The following is an 18,518-nucleotide window of genomic DNA, read 5'->3' on the forward strand; positions in this document are numbered from 1 at the left end:
GTCGTGCCGATACCCATTCTGGGGGTGGATCAGCGAACCAGCAGCCAAGGCTCGTGGTGTCGATAGAACGTGGAGCGCTTCACCACTCGATCGGCGGTGATGCCGTCGCGGGTGACCAGCGCGCCGGGGGTGCCGAGCTGCATGGCCCGGCCCGCGACCCAGCGCTTCTTGCGCAGCCCGCGATGCACGGTGGCGTGCAGGCCGGGCATTTCCAGCATGGGGGAGACGTGCAGGGTGGAGACCTTGCCGGTGAACAACCGGGTGTCGTCGACGTAGGCCTCGCCCTCGAGCTTGCCGCCGTCCTCGCCGACGATGGTGGCGCGGCCGATGAGCACCTTGCCGGTGTCGTCGCGGATCAGCGGGGTCTCGGTGGGCCGGCCCTCGAGCGCGCGCTTGGCGGCGGCGGAACCGGTGCCGGTCTCGTAGGCGCGGGAACCGTAGGTGCGGTCGATGGGCACGTAGCCGATCTCCACATGCAGGCGTTCGGTGCGCATCAGGTGGGTCAGCACGGCGGCCAGGCCGGCGTCCTCACCGAGCACGATCAGCCGGGGCAGACTGTCGGCGGCCATCACCGGGAGCAGTTCGTCCAGGGTGCCGGTGTCGGGGATGGCGGCGGTCTGAGTGAGGGGCAAAGAAGCGAGCGCGATGGGAACGGGGGCGCCGTCGCAGCGGAGAACATGGGTACTCAACTGCCGAACACCCTCCTCTGGCCTGCCAACACCTATCCGCCTCGCTGGTTCCGATGGACCCCCTGCCGGTCCCTCTCCCCGTGCCACCATAGTCCCGTCTCCATGACGCCGCTGTCCTCGCTGTGCGCGAACTGCGGGTACGCCATCCCGGGGGCCTGACGGGGCATCCCGTAAAGTGTCCCTACGGCCACGCCTTCTGATGGCGGGTGGCTGCAGCAACATGGGTGCTGCGCGTCGAACCCGTAGGAGACACTCGCATGCCGGCAATCGTGCTGATCGGCGCCCAGTGGGGCGACGAGGGCAAGGGCAAAGCCACCGATCTGCTCGGTGACCGAGTCCAGTGGGTAGTTCGGTACCAGGGCGGCAACAACGCCGGGCACACCGTCGTACTGCCCAATGGTGAGAGCTTCGCACTGCACCTGATCCCGTCCGGCATCCTGACTCCCGATGTGACCAACGTCATCGGCAATGGCGTGGTGGTCGATCCGGGCGTGCTGCTCGCCGAACTCGCCGGTCTGGAAGAGCGCGGTGTGGACACCTCCCGCCTGCTGCTCTCGGCCGACGCGCACCTGATCATGCCGTACCACGTGGCCATCGATAAGGTCACCGAACGCTTCCTGGGCAACAAGAAGATCGGCACCACCGGCCGCGGTATCGGCCCCTGCTACCAGGACAAGGTCGCCCGCGTCGGTGTCCGCGTCGCCGACGTGCTGGACGAGAAGATCCTCACCCAGAAGGTCGAGGCCGCACTGGAATTCAAGAACCAGGTGCTGGTGAAGATCTACAACCGCCGCGCGCTGGACCCGCAGCAGGTGGTGGACGAGGTGCTGGAGAAGGCCGAGGGTTTCAAGCACCGCATCGCCGACTCGCGCCTGCTGCTCAACGAGGCGCTGGAGCGCGACGAGATCGTGCTGCTGGAGGGCTCGCAGGGCACCCTGCTCGACGTCGACCACGGCACCTACCCGTACGTCACCTCCTCCAACCCGACCGCCGGTGGCGCGGCCGTGGGTGCGGGCGTCGGCCCGAACAAGATCACCACGGTGCTCGGCATCCTGAAGGCGTACACCACCCGCGTCGGCTCCGGCCCATTCCCGACCGAACTCTTCGACGAGTCCGGCACCTACCTGGCCAAGACCGGCGGCGAGGTCGGCGTCACCACCGGCCGCGCCCGCCGCACCGGCTGGTTCGACGCCGTGATCGCCCGCTACGCCACCCGCGTCAACGGCATCACCGACTACTTCCTCACCAAGCTGGACGTGCTCTCCAGCCTGGACACCGTGCCGATCTGCGTCGCCTACGAGATCGACGGCGAGCGCGTCGAGCAGATGCCGACCACCCAGACCGACTTCCACCACGCCAAGCCGATCTACGAAGAGATGCCCGGCTGGTGGGAGGACATCTCCGGCTGCCGCACCTTCGAGGAGCTCCCGGCCAACGCGCAGGCCTACGTCAAGCGCCTGGAAGAGCTGTCCGGCGCCCGGGTTTCGTGCATCGGCGTCGGCCCGGGCCGCGACCAGACCATCGTCCGCCACGACATCCTCAGCTGACGCGCGACCCTGAGCCGTAAAGCATTTCGCCCCCGCCGCATCGAATGCGGTGGGGGCGAAGTCTTTTCCGGCGTTCTCAGTAGGTGATGAGCGGGGCCAGCGGGTCGGCGGCGTGCGGGTTGAGCCCTTGGTAGGCCGCGGCGATCGACTTCACCGCGAGCCTGATGTCCGCTTCCTCGTGGGTGTAAGGGAGGCGGATGAAGCGTTCGAACGCGCCCTGCACGCCGAAACGCGGTCCGGCGGCGAGCAATACGCCGTGGTTGGGGGCGGTGGCGGCGAGCGCGGTCGAGACCGGGGTGGGGAGTTGGGCCCACAGTGACATGCCGCCGGCGCCGGGGGTGACGCGCCAGTCGGGGAGTTCCTCGGCGAGGGTTTCCAGCAGCACCGCGCGGCGGGAGCGGAGTTGCGCCCGGCGGGTGGTGAGGATCTCGTCCTCGTTGCGGAGCAGGTGGACGGTGGCCAGCTGATCCATCACCGGGGTGCCGAGGTCGACGGTGGAGCGGGTGCCGAGCAGCTTGGTGATCAGCGGCTGGTTGGCGCGGACCCAGCCGACGCGCAGGCCGCCCCAGAAGGACTTGGACGCCGACCCGATGGTGACGATCTCCGAACCGCGGGCGAAAGCCGCAGCGGGCGGCGGGGATTCGACATCGGAGAGGTTCAGGTCGCCCATCGACTCGTCGACGATCACCGTCATGCGGGTTTCGCGGGCGATGGCGGCCAGCTCGGCGCGGCCCTCCGCGTCCAGCAGGTGGCCGGTGGGGTTGTTGAAGTCGGGGATCAGGTAGGCCATGCTGGCCGCGGTCTGCCGTGCGGCACTGCGGATTCCGTCCAGATCCCAGCCGTCGGGGCGCATCGGCACCGGTACCGGGCGCGCGCCCACATCGCGAATCGCCTCGATGGCGTTCGGGTAGGTGGGGTGCTCGATCAGGACGCGCTCGGCGGGGGTGGTGAGCACATTGAGCAGTAGGCGCAGGCCGTGCTGTGCGCCCAGGGTGATCAGGATCTGGTCGGGTTCGGTGGGCAGGCCGCGCTCGGTGTAGCGGCGGGCCAGCGCCTCACGCAGCATGAGCACACCCACCGGGTCCATGCCGTGCGTGCCGAGATAGGTCGGAAGACCTTGCAGGGCAAAGGAGTACGCCTCGGTCATCTGCGGCGGGGCGGCCATCGAGGCGTAGGTCATGTCGATGGTCGGCAGTTCGGGCTGCGCCATCATGGCCAGGATGCTGCGGGCGGGCTTGGCGCCGTCGTGCACCACGGTGGGGGGCAGCGCCACGGTGCTGCGGGAGCCCTGGCGGCTGATCAGGTAACCGTGTTCGCGCAGCAGCGAATACGCGGAGGTGACGGTGGTGCGGCTGACCGCGAGGCTGGTGGACAGGTCGCGTTCGCTGGGTAGGGCCACGCCGAGGGGCGCGCGGCCGTCGTGAATCAGCAGGCGGATGCTTTCCGCCAGGGCCACGTACGCGGGCCGGGTGGACCGCTTGCCGTTGTCGATCGCGGTGCCCGGTTCGTCGTTGCGCCACCGGCCCAGGTCGCGCGTGAGGCTGGCCGCGCCGATCACTCGTGTCGCCATACAGGCCAGTATTCAGGTACTGGATATTTTCTTCAAGTCCACGAAAAGTCCACCATGGGGTGATGGTCGCTCTATTCGGTTCCCTCGTGATTGTCGCCGCCTTCGCCGGTCTGGTGTACCGGTACGCACCCGAGCCGGGCGAGCGCTGGGGTGTGCTTCTGGAGCGGTATCGCCCGCATGCCCCCATGTCGGACTGGTCAGTCTCGGAATATGAGGCGGCGCGCCAGTATTCGGATCTCGCCGCCGTGGCGGCCCTGCGTCCCGATGTCTGCTCGGCGGTCCCGCCTCGCAGATTCGGCCGCCGCACTACGGCCGTGGCGGCCCTCTCCACCATCCCCTGCCGAAACGAAACAGTCCAGTTCTAGCCAACTGGCCTCGAATCCGCGTTTTGTCGGTGCCACCGTGCACACTGGCCTTATGTCCGCCCCGGCACGCCCCCAGGCGTCGGCGGCGCTCTTCGATACCGCGATCGGCGTCTGCGCCATCGCCTGGAGCGCCACCGGCGTCCTGCGTTTCGCCCTCCCCGACCGCGACCCGGCGGCCACCCGTGCCTACATCCTGCGCCGCCACCGCCGCGCCGACCTGCACGAGGCCGACCCCACCCCGGAGATGCGCGCGGCCATCACCCGTATCCAGGCCCACCTCACCGGCGACCTCGACGACCTGCGCTGGATCCCGGTGGACCCCACCCTCTTCAACGACTTCGACCGCGCGGTCTACGAGGTCACCCGAGCCATAGACCCCGGCCACACCCTCAACTACGGCGCGGTCGCCCACCGCATCGGCGCCCCCGGCGGAGCCCAGGCCGTCGGCCAATCCCTGGGCCGCAACCCCATCCCCCTGATCATCCCCTGCCACCGAGTCCTGGCCGCCGACCATGCCCTGCACGGCTTCTCCGCCCCCGGCGGCCTCACCACCAAACAGCGTCTCCTCGAAATCGAGCGCACCCCGGGCTTCGGCGAACCCACCCTCTTCTGAACTACAGGGCGCCGCCGAGGAAGCCGCCGACCGTCGCACCGGCCGCGCCGCCGACCACTGCGCCGAGTGCGGCCGCGGGGAGTCCGGCCGCCGCGGCGCCCGCCGCCGCGCCGACACCGCCGCCGATCAGTGCGCCGCCGATCATGCCGCCGGGGACGTCGATCGCCGCGAGTCCCGGCGCGACCGCCGCGGAGGCCGCGCCGAGCCCGAATCCGACGGCGGTACCGATAGCGGCGCCGGCCGTCCCGCCCACGGCCGCTCCGGCCAGCGCGGCGGGGACTCCCGCCCCGACCGCGCCGATTCCCGCGCCCGCCGCCGCGCCCGCGAGGGTGCCGGCGGCGATCTTGTCGGAGCGGCTCGGGTTGACGCCGATGGAGTTGAGGCCGGTGGCGAGGCCCGCTTCGGTGTCGGCGGCGAGGCCGTTGACGCCGTCGAGGACGTTGTCGGGGAGGTCGTCGGGGGCGGGGGTGGTGAAGTCGCCGATGCGGACGGTGCGCGGGGGCGGGGCGATCGGGAGGACGGGGGTGACCGGGGTGGGGGCGTGCAGGGTTTGGACGTCCAAGGCGGGGGCCGCGTCTCGGGTGTTGGGGATCGGGCGGAAGTTGGCCGGGACCGGGTAGTCGGCGCGCTGTGACTGCGGCGACATAGGCTGGGGGACAGGGCGGTTCGGGACGGTGACGCCGGGCTGCACGGTGGCGGTGCGGACGGGGCGGTCCGGGTCGCCGGCGGGGAGCGCGACGCCGGGCTGCGCGGTGGCGGTGCGCAGGCCGGGGAGGTGGCCGACGGGGCCGGTGGCCTCGAAGCCCTCCGAGTTCGGGTTGGCGGTGCCGAATTGCCCATCGAGGCTGGGGGTGCCCACACGCTGGGGGCCGATGCCGCCCGGCGACGTGCTGCTGCCGGTCAGGGGTACGGCGGCCTGGGTGGCGGTGCCGTCGGCGATCTTGGTGTCGCCGGTGCTCGAGCAGGCCACGGCGAGTGCCAGCGGAATGGCCCCCACCACGATGGCGCGCCATGCGACGCTGCCCGCCGTTTCCCGATTCCGATTGTCACGCTGCCGACCGCGCATGCCGAAACACCAACCTTCCGAACATATTTCGTTTCACCGGTCCGCAGACCGCCCATCGATGCCGGTGATTCGCGACCGCCCCCGGCAGAGCGTTGCCGCGTCGTCGGTGCGACCGTGTTCGCGCAGGTCGCAGCACCGAATTGGGGGTGCGAAGTTTGCCGCCACGGCGCTGCGCGGACGGCCGAGCAGGATGAGGGACCCGACTCCAGGGGCGGTGTACTGACCGCGGCCCAGGTCAGCTAGCGGTATTGCCGGAAGGTGTGCCGCCGCGCATCAGCTCGGCCAGCGCCTCGCGGTCGGTGACGTCGAGTTTGATGCACGCCCGGTACAGGTGGCCCTCGACCGTACGGACCGAGACGGTCAGCCGGTCGGCGATCTGCCGGTTCGACAGCCCGGCCGCAACCAGATTCGCGATCTCACGTTCCCGCGTGGTCAGCGGCAACGGCTGCGCGGACTGCCGCAACGCGGGCGTGGCCGCCCCGCCGCACGCGGCGGCCAGCCGGTTGGCGGTGGCGGCCGATTCCAGCAGTCGTCGGCGATCCCCGGCCCGCTCGTGCGCGGACGCGGCCTGCGCGGCGGCGTCGGCCGCCGACAGCATCGCCCCGATGTCCTCGAATTCCGCTGCGGCGTTGTCCAATCCGGGCCCGTCGTGGGCGGCGACCGCCACCGCGTGCCGGGCCTGCACCTGCACCAGCCGCCCGTCGACGCGGGCCGCCAGATCGGCGAGCCGCCCCGCCACCGAGGAGTCGCCGAAGCGGGCCGCGGTGTGCAGCGCCATCGCCTCGACGGCGTGCTGGTGTGAGCGCGCGGCCAGGTCGGCGGCCTCGATGGCGAGTCGAGCGGCCGGTGTCGCGGTGCCCTCGGCGGCGGCCTGCATGGCCCGCGCCAATTCCAGCAGCGCCCCGTACACCGCGCTGTGCCGTCCGCCTCGGAAGGACGCCGCCGCAATGGCTTCCGCGGCGTCGGCGGGCCGGCCGAGCGCCGAATACGCCTCCGCCAGCCGCAACTGTGCGGGGAACATCCAGGCGGCCGCGCCCTCGGTCGTGAGGGCCGCGAGCGCCTGCTCGAGATTGTCGATGCCTTGCAGGAACTTGCCCTGTGCCACATCCACGGTGCCCTGCAGGATCTTGGCCATTCCCCAGGCCAGGTATTGCCCGGCGGAGGAGAAGGGGTACGGCCGGTTGGCGCACCGCCGCGCGGCCTCGAGTTCACCGGTGAAGGTGAGCGCCAGCACTTCCGCGTGCGTGAACATGAACCGGTTCAACCCGTCGATGTGCGGTTCCACCGCGTGCCCGCGTTCGGCGAACTGGCGGGCCGCCTCGCCGCGCCCCATCAGCGCCAGGGCGAGCCCGCCGCCGAACGCGGCCCAGTACACCGCCCAGGGCGGCGCTTCGGGCGTCGACATCACCGATTCGGCGAGGGTGAACGCCTCTTCGATCCGATTCTCGTTCACCGCGCACGCGGAGGCCAGACCATCCAGTGCCGCAATGATTTTCGGGTGACTGACCCGGCTGCGGACCGATTCCAGCACCTCGTCGGCGCGGTCGGCGTCGCCCATGGACCACAGCAGGTTCGAGACCCGGGTGCTGCCCCAGCGGGCCAGCTGGACCTCGTTCATCTGGTCGGGGTCGAATCCGGCCAGGGTGCGCTCGGCTTCGATGCGATGCCCCTGCCACAGCAGCGCCCGGGCGAGCAGATCGGCGGCTTCGACGCCGCCGCGCCGTTCCACGGCGGCGCGCGCGAAGCGTTCTCCCAGTGGCAGATTCGCCAGTCCGATGGCGTCGGCCGCGGCGGCCTGAAACAGCTCCAGGTCCGCGGATTTGTCGCTGTCCAAAGCCAATTCGGCGAGCCGGATGCGCTCGGACGCGGAGTTGATGGGCCGGTCCTTGAGCGAGGAGTACAGCCGGCCGCGCAGCCGTCGCGCCGACGCGATGCCCAGCCGCCGCCGGATCACCTCGCCGAAGAGCGGATGGTTGTACCGCACCAGCAGCTGGTGGCCGTTCTCGACAATCCTGATGAGCCCGCGGGTTTCGGCCGATTCGACGGCTTCCTCGCCCGCGATCTCCGACAACACGTCCAGGTCGATGGGTTCGCAGAAGGTGAGCAGTTCCAGGACCCGCAGCACCGATTCGGGCAGCTGCTCGACCCGATCCTCCAGTAGCGCGGCCAGTTCCGAGGTGACCGCGGCCCGTCCGCGCAGCTGCCACACCCCGTTGACCTGCCGCAGGGTGCCCGCCTCGAGCGCGCCGTCGACGAGGTGGCGCAGGAACAGCGCGTTGCCGCCGGAGGATTCCCACATCAGGTTGGCGGTGAAGCCCTCGAGATGTCCGCCGAGCATGGATTCGACCAGTTCCACGCTCTGCCGCTGGGTGAACGGGCGCAGGTCGATGCGCAGCAGGTGCCCGTCCTTCCACAGCGAGGTGACCGCGTCGGGCACCTGGACGCCGCTGCGGACGGTGGCGACGATGCGGGCGGCCTTGTCGATGGCCAGTTGCAGCAGCAGGGTGGCGGAGAGCTGGTCGAGCAGGTGGGCGTCGTCGACGCCGATGACGGTGTGCCCGTCGGCGAGCAGGGCTTCGCGGGCGGCGGCCATGAAGGTCACCGGGTCGTGGGCGGTGTACACCCCCACCATGTGCGCGAAGACGCCGAGTGGAATGCTGCGGGCGGATTCGGTGCCGGCCACCCATCGGACGTTGCCGCCGTTGGCGGTGGCCAAGCGTGCCAGCGTGGTCTTGCCGACCCCCGCGTCGCCGGTGAGTACCGCCCCGACGAAGTCGTCGCCGGAGAGCGCCGACCGGATTGCTTCGAGCTCGTTCTCCCGTTCGACCATCGGCCAATTCCGAGCCATAGCTTCAACTGTAGTTCGCCGGAGGGCCCTCGGCAGTGCGAACGAAGGCCCGCGAACCTGCGGTTTTTATTCGTTGACCAGCCGTAATCCGGGGGTCCGGGCGTGGCGGCGGTCGACCAGCCAGATCATGACGGTCTGGTCGGCGGCCGGATCCAGGGTCTCCACTTCGACCTCGACGTCGCCGCGCAGCGGGTGTTGCAGGCGCAGCACCACCGACCGGAAGTCGGTGAGCCGGTGTTCCCGCCAGCGCCGCTCGAATTCGGGGTTCCGGCCGAGTTGTTCGATGGTGTTCGCGAGTGCGGGGTCGTCGGGGAATCGGGTGACGGCGGCGCGCAGTGCGGAGGCGGCCATGTCGCCGGCATCGGACCAGTTCAGGATGGTTTTCTGGGCGGCCGGGTGCTCGAAGACGTAGACGGCGAAGTTGTTGTGCGCCTCGGTGTCGAAGACGCCGAGGGGTTCGGCGAAGTCGCGGAAGGAGGGGTTCCAGGCCAGCAGGTTCAGCCAGCGGCCGAGCACGAAGGCGGGGGTCGGCTGCAGGGCGTCGATGACCGCCCGGAGGGTGTCGGAGACCTGTTCGCGGGCCTGTCCGGCGGCGGGGCAGGAGGCTTTCTGTTCCAGGCCCAGGGCCAGCTTGCCGAAGTGGTGTTTCTCGACGTCGTTGAGCCGCAACGCTTCCGCGAGGGCGGCGAGGACGGCGGTGGAGGGGTTGGTGTCGCGTCCCTGTTCGAGCCGGGCCAGGTAGTCTGCGCTGACTCCGGCGAGCGCGGCCACCTCTTCGCGGCGCAGGCCGGGTGTGCGCCGGCGGCGGCCGCTGGGCAGGCCGACGTCCTCGGGCTGCAGGCGGGCGCGTCGGGCGATCAGGAACTCGGCGAATTCGGAACGGGACACCCTTCCATACTGCCTGGTCCGGGTTCCGTTATCCCAGCCCTGCCAGTCCCCGGATAACCACGGTGTGGATAAGCGGACCGGAGTCCACTTAGGGTAGGTGACATGACTACTTCCGAGCAGACCACCCTCGCCGCCGGCTCCTGGACCCTGGACGCCGCCCACTCCTCGGTCAACTTCACCGTGAAGCACCTGGGTATCTCCAAGGTCCGCGGCCGTTTCAACCGCTTCGAGACCGGCTTCGTGGTCAACGAGGCCGGCGAAGCCGCCATCGAGGCCACCATCTACTTCGACTCCTTCGACACCGGCAACGAGATGCGTGACGGCCACGTCCGCAGCGCCGACATCCTGGATGTCGCCAACCGCCCGCACCTGACCTTCCGCGTGCCGGAGCCGGTCGCCCTGGCCGAGGAGTTCGAGGTCACCGGTGAGGCCACCATCGGCGGCATCACCAAGCCCGTCACCCTCGCGGTCGAGTGGGGCGGCGTGCAGGTCTTCCCGCAGGACAACAAGGAGCACGCCGGCTTCACCGCTGCGGGCACCATCAAGCGCAGCGAGTTCGACGTCGCGCCGGGCATGCCCAACGCCATGCTGAGCGACAAGATCGCCATCGAGCTCGACATCCAGCTCGTCGCCCCGTAATTCCGGGTAGTCACCCCGCACCAGCGACAAATCTGCCGCATCGGAAAAGTCAACGCCCCCTGTGGGATCTTGAATCCAAGATCGTCACAGGGGGCGTTCGGCCGTCAGCGAAAGGCTAGTCGGCCCAGACGTTCTCGATCGGGGTGCCCTCGTTCGGCGGCGGGGTCGGCACCGCGGCCGGCGTGCGGGAGAAGCGCGGCGCGGGCGCGTGCTGCACGACGCCGTCGATCTCGACCAGCCCGGTGCGGGCCTGGATGTGCGGATTCTGTTCGGCCTCGGTGAAAGTCAGTACCGGGGTGGTGCAGGCGTCGGTGTGCTCGAAGATCGCCCACCACTCGTCGCGGGTCTTGGTCTTGAACTTCTCGGTGAACAGCTTGCGCAGCTGGTCCTGGCCGTTGGGGTCGAGCTGGTTGGGCAGGCCCTCGGGCGAGATCTCCAGACCCGCGAGCAGTTCCGCGTAGAACTGCGGCTCGATGCAGCCGACGGCCATGTACTTGCCGTCGGAGGTCTCGTAGGTGTCGTAGAAGGCCATGCCGGTGTCGAGCAGGTTGGTGCCGCGCTCATCGGACCACAGGCCCACGCCCTTCATGCCCCAGATCATGTGCGAGAGCGCGAGCGCGCCGTCGATCATAGCGGCGTCGATGACCTGGCCCTGGCCGGAGTTCTGACGTTCCACCAGGGCGGCCAGGATGCCGAAGACCAGGAACATGGAGCCGCCGCCGAAGTCGCCGACCATGTTCAGCGGCGGGACCGGCCGTTCGCCCTTGCGGCCGATGGCGTTGAGCACACCGGTGAGCGAGATGTAGTTGATGTCGTGGCCGGCGCGGTCGGCCATCGGGCCGTACTGGCCCCAGCCGGTCATGCGGCCGTAGACCAGGCGCGGGTTGCGCTCCAGCGCGGCGTCGGGGCCCAGTCCCATGCGCTCGGTGACGCCGGGGCGGAAGCCCTCGAGCAGCACGTCGGCCTTCTCGATGAGCCCGAGCACCTTCTCGATGTCGGCGGGGTCCTTCAGGTTCGCCTCGACGATGGTGCGGCCGCGCCACTGGGGGCGTTCCATGAATCCGGGCAGCATGCCGGGCCGCTGGACCCGGACCACGTCGGCGCCGAGGTCGGCGAGCAGCAGTGCCGCGTGCGGACCGGGGCCGATGCCGGCCAGTTCAACAACCCGGATGCCCGCGAGCGGGCCCTGCTTGGCGGTGGATGGAGTGCTCACGCCCTACCTCGGTTCGTCGTCGAATGCTGCGCACCGGCCCACTCGCCGGTGTTGACGCTATGACAATAACGCGAACGTTCCCGCGACCCGAGGGCGCGGCCTAGCGATCGATTCTGGGCAGCGGCAGCGTGGCCGGATGCGGGGGAGCGGGCAGTTCCGACCGCGGCAGCCGCAGCGTCGGCGGCTCCCCGGACGGGGCCGGGTTCTCGAAGCCGCGTTCCTTGGCGGGCAGGCCGTAGAAGGCGCGCGCGTTGTCCTCCAGCACCTTGTGCAGATCCGAGCCCACCGAGTCGGCGAGCAGCGAGATGTCGCCGTCGCGGAAGGGCCGTCCGGCCCGGGTGCCCGGCAGGTCGGTGCCGAACATCAGGGCCTCGGGGTTGACGGTGTGGATCTTGCGCAGGGCCGCACCCACATTCATCGCGACCCGCCCGAATCCGGAGGCCTTCACCTTGGCGCCGCGGTCGACCAGGTTGAGCAGGTAGGGCAGGCAGTCGTCGGACATGCCCAGGTGGTCGATGGACAGCTTGGGCAGTTTCATGATGACCGGTTCCAGCGAGCCCAGCATGGAGCCGTCGATGTAGAGCTCCACGTGCCAGCCGGCCACTTCGTAGGCGCGCAGCGCCAGCATGGTCAGTCCGACGATGTCGCCGCCGGCGCGCTTGAGGTTGAACCGGATGGCCCGCACCCCGGCGCGGCTCAGCTCGAGGATCTCCGTGTCGGTGGCGTCGACGTGCAGATTGGTGACGCCGACCCAGCCCTCGCCGAGTTCGGCGAGGGCGGCCAGCAGATAGCTCTGATCGGTGCCCTGGAACGACCCGCTGACCACCGCGCCACCGTCGATATCGAAGCGGGACATGCGCTTGCGATAGTCGGCGATGGTGTACGGGTCGGGCAGGTAGCCCTCGTTCTCGACCAGCGGGAACCGCGGATCGAAGATGTGGAGATGGGCATCGAACACGTGATCAGCATGCCTCAGAACGGTGACAAGTGTGGACAACCTTGTCCGCCAGGCGGATTCATGCTGGTCAGAACCTCGAGCCGAAGACCGGTCAGGCCTTGTCGGGCTCGGAGGCGGCCAGCATCTCGTCGCGCTCGACGACCTTGACCCGCTCGCGGCCCTGCGGCTCGCCGAGGGCGCGCTCGTGCGCGTCGAGGCGGTACCAGCCGGCCCAGGTGGTGAACGGGATGCCCTTGCCCTCGAGGAACTCGGTCACGGCCTCCAGCTCCGGCTTGGCGGCCGGGGCGAAGTTCGCGGCGTCGTCGAGCAGGCAGGCGATGGTCTCGTTGGCGTCGCCCTTGGTGTGGCCGATGAGGCCGACCGGGCCGCGCTTGATCCAGCCGGTGACGTAGGTAGCGGGCATGTAGCGAGCCGCGCCGTCGGCGTCCTCGTCGATGATCACGCGACCGGCCTCGTTGGGCACGGTGCCGGCCTGGTCGTCGAAGGGCAGGGCCGGGATGTTCTGCGACAGGTAGCCGACCGCGCGATACACGGCCTGGATGTCCCAGTCCTTGAACTCGCCGGTGCCCTTGCAGTTTCCGGTGCCGTCGAGCTGGGTGCGCTCGGTGCGCAGGCCGACGACCTTGCCGTTCTCGCCGAGGATCTCGGCCGGGTTCTCGAAGAAGTGCAGGAACAGCTTGTGCGGGCGGTTGCCGACGTCGCGGATGGCCCACTGCTCGAGGGTGTTGCAGATCATGTCGACCTGCTTGGAGTGCCGGCGCGCGGCCTCGGAGCCCTCGTCGTAGTCGATGTCCTCGGGGTCGACGATGACCTCGATGGTCGGCGAGTGGTCGAGCTCGCGCAGCTCGAGCGGGGTGAACTTGGCCTGCGCGGGACCGCGGCGGCCGAACACGTGCACTTCCAGGGCCTTGTTGGCCAGGAGGCCCTCGTGGACGTTCGGCGGGATCTCGGTGGGCAGCAGTTCGTCGCCGGTCTTGGCGAGCACGCGCGCCACGTCGAGGGCGACGTTGCCGACGCCGAGCACGGCGACCTTCTCCGCGTCCAGCGGCCAGGTGCGGGCGACGTCGGGGTGGCCGTCGTACCAGGACACGAAGTCCGCGGCGCCGTAGGAGCCGTCCAGGTCGATGCCGGGCACGCCCAGGGCGCGGTCGGCGTTGGCACCGGTGGAGAAGATGACCGCGTCGTAGAACTGCTGCAGGTCCTCGAGGGTGATGTCGACGCCGTAGTCGATATTGCCGAGCAGGCGGACCTGCGGCTTGTCGAGCACCTTGTGCAGCGCGGTGATGATGCCCTTGATGCGCGGGTGGTCGGGCGCGACGCCGTAGCGGATCAGGCCGAAGGGCGCGGGCATGCGCTCGTAGAGATCGATGCTCACGTCCGCGTCGGACTTCATCAACGCGTCGGCGGCGTAGATGCCGGCCGGTCCTGCGCCCACGATCGCAATGCGTAGCGGGCGGGTCGCTGCACTCTGTTCGGTCATTCTTCCGCGCACCCTCTTTGGGTCGAAACTAACTTGCCGTCAAAACTCAGCCGTCGTTCTTAGCTTAGGCTAAGTTGACGCCCTGACCTCGGCGACCTTCGTTGGCCCCCGACGCTGCAGCGTTGCTGCGTAGTCTTGCTATTCCCGCGCTGGGGCGGAAATTCTGCTGATTCTATCGAGGGCGCACCGCGGTCTTTGCCAGCAGGGTGCGGGGGCGCGTCGGCGACCAGGCATGATTTACCCATGAGCGACGTCGAGGAGACCCCGGTCCCGATCGACCAGAACGAGACCCGCAGCATGTGGCCGTTCCTGGTGGCGGCGGGCATCATCGCCTTCGTGATCCTGGGCATCGTGATCGCGACGCTGATCTCGCCGGTTGAGAAGAATGTCACAGAATCCGATCGGCTGGCGCTGTCGGCGACCAACTTCATCATGTCCCGCAATGACACCGGCAAATACGATCCGACCCTGTCCTGCAAGGGTTTCGACGAGAAGCTCTCACCGTTGCGGGCCGCGGTGGAGAGCGGCGGCACCATTGCCTTCAGCAAGCTGACCGATGCGGCTATCGACGGTGACAAGGCCACCGCGCAGGTCTCTTTCACCGTCGCGGGCGCCCCGAGCACTACGCCCTGGCACTTCTCGAAAGAGAATTCCCGCTGGTTGGTCTGTAATTCGTGACAACGGCCGAATGGCCCGCGGGGGTTTGACAGGGGGCCCGTTTTTTCGGCAGTCTTCTTCCAGGTCATGAGTGCCAGCGCCAAGCCCCGGCTCGCTGGTCGGCAACCCTCCTCCGCGGTGGGGTGCTCCGGGTGACGACCTGGCCTCGCATCGGAGAGCGGTGCGGCAAGTGCGGATTTTCAGGAGGTACAAGTGAGCTACGCCGGTGACATCACGCCGAAGGCGGCGTGGGAGTTGTTGCGCGACAATCCGGATGCGGTCCTGGTGGACGTGCGCACCGAGGCCGAGTGGCGGTTCGTCGGCGTGCCCGACACCAGCGGTATCGGCCGCCCGACCGCCCTGATCGAGTGGGTCAGCGCCGTCGGCACCCCGAATGCGCGGTTCACCGACCAGCTGCGGCAGTCGCTGGCCGACCGGGCCGCGGACTCGGACGCCCCCGTCATCTTCATCTGCCGTTCCGGCCAGCGCTCCATCGGCGCGGCCACCGCCGCCACCACCCTCGGCATCACCCCGTCCTACAACGTGGTCGACGGTTTCGAGGGTGCGCTCGACGGTCAGGGGCATCGCGGCAGCACCGGTTGGCGCGCCGACGGTCTGCCCTGGCGTCAGTCATGAGCTCTGCTCGGGCGGCAGCCATGAGTTTCGTGTCCGGCCGGACCACTGGGAGGCAGTCATGATCACCGGCGGCTCTTTCGACAAACCGCTCCCCGAGGGTGTCGGCCCCGCCACCCAGGCGGTGCGCGGCGGCACCCGGCGTTCCGGGTTCGACGAGACCTCCGAGGCGCTGTTCCTCAATTCGGGTTTCGTCTACGAGAGCGCCGAGGCCGCGGAGGCTTCGTTCACCGGCGATATCCAGCATTTCGTCTACTCGCGCTACGGCAACCCGACGGTCGCCATGTTCGAGGAGCGGCTGCGCCTGATCGACGGCGCGGAGGCCTGTTTCGCCACCGCCTCGGGCATGTCCGCGGTGTTCACCGCGCTGGGTGCGCTGCTCGGCGCCGGTGACCGCCTGGTCGCGGCGCGCAGCCTGTTCGGTTCCTGCTTCGTGGTGGCCAACGAGATCCTGCCGCGCTGGGGTGTGGAGACCGTCTTCGTCGACGGTGAGGATCTGGACCAGTGGGAGCAGGCGCTGTCGGTGCCCACCCAGGCCGTCTTCTTCGAGACGCCGTCCAATCCGATGCAGACCCTGACCGATGTGCGCGCGGTGTCCGATCTGGCGCACGCGGCGGGCGCGAAGGTGGTGCTGGACAACGTCTTCGCCACCCCGCTGCTGCAGCGCGGTTTCGATCTGGGCGCGGACATCACCGTGTATTCGGGCACCAAGCACATCGACGGCCAGGGCCGGGTGCTCGGTGGCGCGATCCTGGGTCCGAAGGACTACATCGACGGCCCGGTGAAGAACCTGATGCGGCACACGGGTCCGGCGATGAGCCCGTTCAACGCCTGGACCCTGCTGAAGGGTCTGGAGACCATGCCGCTGCGCCTGCGCCAGTCGGTGGATTCCGCCCTGAAGGTCGCCGAGTTCCTGGAGGCGCATCCGGCGGTGGCGTGGGTGAAGTACCCGTTCCTGTCCTCGCATCCGCAGTACGAGCTGGCCAAGCGGCAGATGTCGGGTGGCGGCACGGTGATCACCTTCGAGCTGAAGGCTCCGGAGAACGAGGCCAAGAAGCGCGCGTTCGAGGTGCTGAACCGGCTGCGGATCATCGACATCTCGAACAACCTCGGTGACGCGAAGACCCTGATCACCCACCCGGCGACCACGACCCACCGGGCCATGGGCCCGGAAGGCCGTGCGGCCGTGGGCCTTACCGATGGGGTGCTGCGCATCTCCATCGGCCTGGAGGATGTCGAGGACCTGATCAACGATCTCGATCACGCGCTGAGCTGATCCGCCGATCTCGCCGAAAGGGCCGGAACCCGCTGGGTTCCGGCCCTTTCGTCATTCTGCGCGTCCAGAGTTATTGACAGCATGCTGTCAAACATGACAGCATGCTGTCATGATGAAAACAGTCCACATGGCCGTGTACGACACCTTCTCGGACTGGGAGGTCGGCCACGCGACCGCGCACATCAACCGCGAACTCTGGCACCGCGAACCGGGCACCTGGCAGGTCAAGACGGTCGCCATCAGCGCCGAACCGGTCACCTCGATGGGCGGCATGCGCGTGCTGCCCGATCTCACCCTCGACGAGCTGAAGCCCGCCGACAGCGCCATGCTGATCCTGCCGGGCCTGGACACCGAGCGGGATCCGTCCGCGGTGACGGCCTTCGCCCGCACGGCCCGCGAATTCCTGGCTGCCGGGGTGCCGGTGGCCGCGATCTGCGGTGCGACCTTCGCGCTGGCGCGGGAGGGCCTGCTCGACGAGCGGCCGCACACCAGCAATGCCGCCGAATACCTTGCCTACTCGGGATATTCGGGCGCCGAGCATTTCGTCGACGTACCGGCGGTGGCCGACGGCGACCTGATCACCGCGACCGGCACCCGCCCGGTCGACTTCGCCCGCGCCATCCTGGAGCGCCTCGGCGTCTACGAACCGCACGTCCTCGAAGCCTGGGACAAGCTCTACGGAAACAATGACCCGGCGGGCTTCTACGCGCTCTTCGAGTACGAGCAGCAGCGCGCGGCAGCGGTGCGATGACGCGCACCGCGCAGCAGCTGTTCGGGGTCGCGGCGGTCACCTCGTTCAAGCTGAACGGCCAATTCCTCACCATCGCCGAGGAATTGGCCAAGCCGTCCGGGATCACCGTGGCGTGGTGGCAGGTGCTGGGCGCGATCCTGCACGAGCCGCTGCCGGTCGCGGGCATCGCCCGCGAGATGGGCATCACCCGGCAGAGCGTGCAGCGCATCGCGGATGTGCTGGCGGGCAAGGGTTTCGTCGAGTACCGGCCGAATCCGGCGCATCGCCGCGCCAAGCTGGTGGCCATCACCGAGGCCGGTCACGACGCGGTCCGCGCGATCGACCCGCAGCACGCGGCGATGGCGGAACGTCTTGTCGCGCAACTCGGTACCGCGGAACTGGCGCGGGTGGTGGACGCGCTGACGACGCTGTCGGCCGCCCTCGAAGCGCTCGAGGGCGACGCGACGGCGGATTAGAGCGCGAACGGGTCCTTGGTCTTGCCGACCAGGGACGCGACCGACGGCAGCACGGCGGTCGGCCGGTACGGGAACTGTTCGACCAGAGCGGGAGTCGAGATGCCGGTGGTGACCAGGATGGTCCGCATGCCGGCTTCCAGACCTGAGATGACGTCGGTGTCCATCCGGTCGCCGATCATGACGGTGGACTGCGAGTGCGCGCCCAGGCGGCGCAGCGCCGAGCGCATCATCAGCGGGTTGGGTTTGCCCACGTAGTACGGCTTCTTGCCGGTGGCCTGGGTGATGAGGGCGGCGACCGAGCCGGTGGCGGGCAGGATGCCCTCGCGGGACGGGCCGGTGGCGTCGGGGTTGGTGGCGATGAAGCGCGCCCCGGCCGCGATCAGGCGGATGGCGGTGGTGATGGCCTCGAAGGAGTAGGTGCGGGTTTCGCCGAGCACCACGTAGTCGGGGTTGGAATCGGTGAGGACGTAACCGATTTCGTGCAGCGCGGTGGTGAGCCCGGATTCGCCGACCACGTAGGCGGTGCCGTCGGGCCGCTGGTCCTTGAGGAAGGTCGCGGTGGCCAGGGCGGAGGTCCAGATGGATTCGACGGGGATGTCGAGGCCGGTGTGCTGGAGCCGGGCCTGCAGGTCGCGCGCGGTGTAGATGCTGTTGTTGGTGAGCACCAGGAACGGAATGTTGTTGTCGCGCAGTTCGGCGAGGAACTCGTCGGCTCCGGGCACCAGGTGGTTCTCGTGCACCAGGACGCCGTCCATGTCAGTGAGGTAGGAGAGGATCGGTTCTTGGCTCGAGTTGGTCACGTGCACATTCTCCGCTATCGGCGGATCGAAAGCTCATATATTCCTGCGGTGTGACCGCTGCCGCACCGGC

18 protein-coding genes and 1 riboswitch are annotated in these 18,518 nt (G+C 69.2%); of the genes, 9 read left to right on the forward strand and 9 right to left on the reverse strand.

Annotated features, from left to right (window positions below):
* Positions 1-29: 29 nt before the first annotated feature.
* Positions 30-689 (reverse strand): hypothetical protein, encoded by a 660-nt coding sequence (locus ACYVKL_RS22505; protein WP_379165627.1) that lies wholly within the window; start codon positions 687-689, stop codon positions 30-32.
* Positions 690-946: 257 nt separating this feature from the next.
* Here ACYVKL_RS22505 and ACYVKL_RS22510 point away from each other — a divergent pair, with 257 nt between their 5' ends.
* The gene (locus ACYVKL_RS22510; protein WP_213558421.1) at positions 947-2,236 is read left to right on the forward strand and encodes an adenylosuccinate synthase; all 1,290 of its coding nucleotides are present in this window, start codon (positions 947-949) and stop codon (positions 2,234-2,236) included.
* Positions 2,237-2,312: 76 nt separating this feature from the next.
* On the opposite strand, the gene yczR is transcribed toward ACYVKL_RS22510, so the two are convergent.
* Positions 2,313-3,806, reverse strand: coding sequence for a MocR-like transcription factor YczR (yczR, locus tag ACYVKL_RS22515; RefSeq protein ID WP_379165628.1), 1,494 nt, complete (start codon positions 3,804-3,806; stop codon positions 2,313-2,315).
* A 62-nt stretch (positions 3,807-3,868) separates the two neighbouring features.
* Between yczR and ACYVKL_RS22520 the strand changes: the two genes are divergently transcribed.
* Together ACYVKL_RS22520 and ACYVKL_RS22525 are read left to right on the forward strand one after the other, a co-directional pair.
* Positions 3,869-4,171, forward strand: a complete 303-nt coding sequence (locus tag ACYVKL_RS22520; protein WP_379165629.1) for a hypothetical protein — start codon at positions 3,869-3,871, stop codon at positions 4,169-4,171.
* A 52-nt stretch (positions 4,172-4,223) separates the two neighbouring features.
* On the forward strand, positions 4,224-4,784 hold the full coding sequence (locus ACYVKL_RS22525; protein WP_379165631.1) for a methylated-DNA--[protein]-cysteine S-methyltransferase: 561 nt from the start codon (positions 4,224-4,226) through the stop codon (positions 4,782-4,784).
* A gap of 1 nt (position 4,785) precedes the next feature.
* Here ACYVKL_RS22525 and ACYVKL_RS22530 read toward each other — a convergent pair whose 3' ends face one another.
* From ACYVKL_RS22530 to ACYVKL_RS22540, 3 genes are all read right to left on the reverse strand, one after another.
* Positions 4,786-5,850: a hypothetical protein gene (locus ACYVKL_RS22530; protein WP_460772636.1), complete on the reverse strand. Its 1,065-nt coding sequence runs from the start codon at positions 5,848-5,850 to the stop codon at positions 4,786-4,788.
* A 235-nt stretch (positions 5,851-6,085) separates the two neighbouring features.
* On the reverse strand, positions 6,086-8,698 hold the full coding sequence (locus ACYVKL_RS22535) for a helix-turn-helix transcriptional regulator (RefSeq protein WP_379165633.1): 2,613 nt from the start codon (positions 8,696-8,698) through the stop codon (positions 6,086-6,088).
* Between the two features lie 66 nt (positions 8,699-8,764).
* The gene (locus tag ACYVKL_RS22540; RefSeq protein ID WP_379165634.1) at positions 8,765-9,586 is read right to left on the reverse strand and encodes an MmyB family transcriptional regulator; all 822 of its coding nucleotides are present in this window, start codon (positions 9,584-9,586) and stop codon (positions 8,765-8,767) included.
* Positions 9,587-9,688: 102 nt separating this feature from the next.
* Here ACYVKL_RS22540 and ACYVKL_RS22545 point away from each other — a divergent pair, with 102 nt between their 5' ends.
* Entirely contained in the window at positions 9,689-10,225 is a 537-nt protein-coding gene (locus tag ACYVKL_RS22545; RefSeq protein WP_213558414.1) for a YceI family protein, read from the forward strand.
* A 115-nt stretch (positions 10,226-10,340) separates the two neighbouring features.
* On the opposite strand, the gene ACYVKL_RS22550 is transcribed toward ACYVKL_RS22545, so the two are convergent.
* The 3 genes from ACYVKL_RS22550 to ACYVKL_RS22560 form a co-directional block, all read right to left on the reverse strand.
* Positions 10,341-11,438 carry a CaiB/BaiF CoA transferase family protein gene (locus ACYVKL_RS22550; RefSeq protein ID WP_379165635.1) on the reverse strand — a complete coding sequence of 366 codons (1,098 nt, stop codon included), beginning with the start codon at positions 11,436-11,438 and terminating at the stop codon, positions 10,341-10,343.
* Positions 11,439-11,538: 100 nt separating this feature from the next.
* Complete coding sequence (locus tag ACYVKL_RS22555; protein WP_379165636.1) at positions 11,539-12,396, reverse strand: amidohydrolase family protein; 858 nt, start codon at positions 12,394-12,396, stop codon at positions 11,539-11,541.
* 91 nt (positions 12,397-12,487) lie between these two features.
* A complete protein-coding gene (locus tag ACYVKL_RS22560; protein WP_379165637.1) occupies positions 12,488-13,876 on the reverse strand; it encodes an FAD-dependent oxidoreductase in 1,389 nt (462 codons plus the stop codon).
* 243 nt (positions 13,877-14,119) lie between these two features.
* Here ACYVKL_RS22560 and ACYVKL_RS22565 point away from each other — a divergent pair, with 243 nt between their 5' ends.
* The 5 genes from ACYVKL_RS22565 (at position 14,120) to ACYVKL_RS22585 (ending at position 17,648) form a co-directional block, all read left to right on the forward strand.
* Positions 14,120-14,554 carry an Rv0361 family membrane protein gene (locus ACYVKL_RS22565; RefSeq protein ID WP_379165638.1) on the forward strand — a complete coding sequence of 145 codons (435 nt, stop codon included), beginning with the start codon at positions 14,120-14,122 and terminating at the stop codon, positions 14,552-14,554.
* Positions 14,555-14,616: 62 nt separating this feature from the next.
* Positions 14,617-14,732, forward strand: a riboswitch (SAM riboswitch).
* Between the two features lie 14 nt (positions 14,733-14,746).
* On the forward strand, positions 14,747-15,169 hold the full coding sequence (locus tag ACYVKL_RS22570; RefSeq protein ID WP_379165639.1) for a rhodanese-like domain-containing protein: 423 nt from the start codon (positions 14,747-14,749) through the stop codon (positions 15,167-15,169).
* Between the two features lie 58 nt (positions 15,170-15,227).
* Positions 15,228-16,442 (forward strand): O-succinylhomoserine sulfhydrylase, encoded by a 1,215-nt coding sequence (locus ACYVKL_RS22575; RefSeq protein WP_379165640.1) that lies wholly within the window; start codon positions 15,228-15,230, stop codon positions 16,440-16,442.
* A gap of 109 nt (positions 16,443-16,551) precedes the next feature.
* Positions 16,552-17,193: a type 1 glutamine amidotransferase family protein gene (locus ACYVKL_RS22580; RefSeq protein ID WP_379165642.1), complete on the forward strand. Its 642-nt coding sequence runs from the start codon at positions 16,552-16,554 to the stop codon at positions 17,191-17,193.
* The gene (locus ACYVKL_RS22585) at positions 17,190-17,648 is read left to right on the forward strand and encodes a MarR family winged helix-turn-helix transcriptional regulator (protein WP_379165643.1); all 459 of its coding nucleotides are present in this window, start codon (positions 17,190-17,192) and stop codon (positions 17,646-17,648) included. The genes ACYVKL_RS22580 and ACYVKL_RS22585 overlap by 4 nt, the downstream gene beginning before the upstream one ends.
* Here ACYVKL_RS22585 and ACYVKL_RS22590 read toward each other — a convergent pair.
* Positions 17,645-18,403 carry an HAD-IIA family hydrolase gene (locus ACYVKL_RS22590; protein WP_379165833.1) on the reverse strand — a complete coding sequence of 253 codons (759 nt, stop codon included), beginning with the start codon at positions 18,401-18,403 and terminating at the stop codon, positions 17,645-17,647. The genes ACYVKL_RS22585 and ACYVKL_RS22590 overlap by 4 nt on opposite strands.
* Between the last annotated feature and the right edge of the window lie 115 nt (positions 18,404-18,518).

This window comes from Nocardia tengchongensis (genome assembly GCF_054781395.1).